Source organism: Asticcacaulis biprosthecium C19 (assembly GCF_000204015.1).
Lineage (GTDB): Bacteria > Pseudomonadota > Alphaproteobacteria > Caulobacterales > Caulobacteraceae > Asticcacaulis > Asticcacaulis biprosthecius.
This window is the reverse complement of record NZ_GL883077.1, coordinates 567,048-568,963: the sequence shown is the minus strand read 5'-3', so window position 1 is coordinate 568,963 and position 1,916 is coordinate 567,048. Positions and strand designations below refer to the sequence as shown.

Here is a 1,916-nt window from a genome sequence, read left to right as displayed (position 1 = left end):
CTTATGAAATCGACCCGGTGGGTCGATTTCCGCGCCGAACGCCCAGAGCCATGCGGCGGGCGGCCCCTGGTCTTTCCCTTACGCCACGCGGACCAGCCGCCTCTGCGTCTTCTCGCCTAGGTCCTGAAACCACATGCCGGGCGTCAGCGCGACCTCGTCATTCAGCGCCATGGCATCCCAGTTGATCCGCGGCGCCTTGCTTTCCGAGGCCGCGATAATCGCCCGCAGTTCCGCCGCCGAGGTCACCCCGACCACCACCGTCGACACGCCGTCCAGGTTCAGCGCAAAACTCAAGGCCGCATGCAATGGATCCGCGCCGGACTCCGCCATGATCCGCCGCACCCGCGACAGATGCGGCCCCACCGGAATCAAATTCGCCGGCAACTTCTCCCGCGGCAGGAACAACAGCCCCTGCAGGAACACCGACCGGATCTGTACCTCGACGCCCAGCTTCGCCAGAGCCGCCAGGGTCCCGTCACGCACCAGGCGCTGATCCAGGATCGAGGCCGGCACCTGCATCACATCCGGCTTGAATCGCCTGGCCAGCAACAAAGGCTGGTCGTCATAACTCGCCGAAATGCCGATCTTCGAGATCAAGCCATCGGCCTTAAGCTTTTCCAGACGCGCCCACAGCTCATCGCCCTGGGGCCCCATCAAATCTTCTGGATTATCAATAAGGGCCGCGTGCACCCGCACCAGGCCCATATGCTCGACCGAACGGCGCAAACGCGACTCCAGCCAGTCCAAACCCTTTTCCAGGCGCAAAGTCCGCACCTGCGGCTTGAACGGCGATGGAAACGGCCAGTTGCGGCCGAGAATCCGCTCGACATCACCATCATAGTGCGACGAGTCCACCGTCAGTACCTTACAGTCAGCCGCCAGTTGCAGGATCTGACGCACTTCATCCTCGCTCACACGTCCCCGCGTGTTCGAGATGCCGTAATCACCGCCAAATTGTGCTGAACCCAAACCGAGAGAGGCCGCCACAGTAACTTGTCCTTAACCGTGTCCCTTAACCACGAGACCGCTTACGGACTGTCGCCCTGAAATGTTAAACAACCTATCAACAGGTTATAAAAAAACGATGTGGCTGACCGTTAATTTTTGTAAATATCGGTTAACCATATTTGGTAACGGTTACAGATAGCGCGCATTAAGTCAAATCCCGAAGATACGGTTGCGATCCGGCAGACCGGAAACACTGACGCCCTGATCCGTCACCAACCCATTGGCGATCGAATAAACCCAGCCGTGGATGGTCAGATCCTGCCCGCCCCGCCATGCCGCAACTGTAATCGGATTGGTGGCGACATTGCGGACCTGGGCGATAACGTTCAGCTCGCACAGTCGATCCAGCTTCACCTTTTCGCTCGGGCAGGCCTCCAGTTCCGCACGGTGCTCATGCGCCACTTCGCGGATCGGGGCCAGCCAGTGATCGATAAGCCCGTGATCCTGGGACTCCACCGCCGTGCGCACCCCGCCGCAGCCATAATGGCCGACGACCAGCACGTGCTTCACCTTCAAAACGTGGACGGCATATTGCAGGGTCGACAGATAGTTGGCGTCCTGCTGCGGCGCCAGGTTGGCGACATTGCGGTGGACGAACATCTCGCCGGGATCGAGATTGACGATTTCGTTGGCCGGCACGCGGCTGTCGGCGCAGCCGATCCAGAAATATTCCGGAGTCTGCTGGCGAACCAGACGCTTGAAAAATTCAGGATCGACCTCGGTCTTCTTCAGCGCCCATTCGCGATTGTTGGCGAGTAGCGAGTCCAGCATCGTCCGTCTCCAGCCGTGTTTGTCCGGCCGCTATATAGACCCCCCGGCCGCCAGTTCAAGCGATTTCGCAGGTGCAGCGTAGGTCAGTCAGGCAGTGATGATGAACAACTCCCTCGCCCCACTTGAGGGGAGAGGGG

At 60.0% G+C, this 1,916-nt stretch carries 2 protein-coding genes; both read right to left on the bottom strand.

Annotated features, from left to right (window positions below):
* Nucleotides 1-78: 78 nt before the first annotated feature.
* Nucleotides 79-987 carry an aldo/keto reductase gene (locus ABI_RS02955; RefSeq protein ID WP_006271340.1) on the bottom strand — a complete coding sequence of 303 codons (909 nt, stop codon included), beginning with the start codon at nucleotides 985-987 and terminating at the stop codon, nucleotides 79-81.
* 171 nt (nucleotides 988-1,158) lie between these two features.
* Nucleotides 1,159-1,779 carry a carbonic anhydrase gene (locus tag ABI_RS02950; RefSeq protein ID WP_006271339.1) on the bottom strand — a complete coding sequence of 207 codons (621 nt, stop codon included), beginning with the start codon at nucleotides 1,777-1,779 and terminating at the stop codon, nucleotides 1,159-1,161.
* Nucleotides 1,780-1,916: the final 137 nt, after the last annotated feature.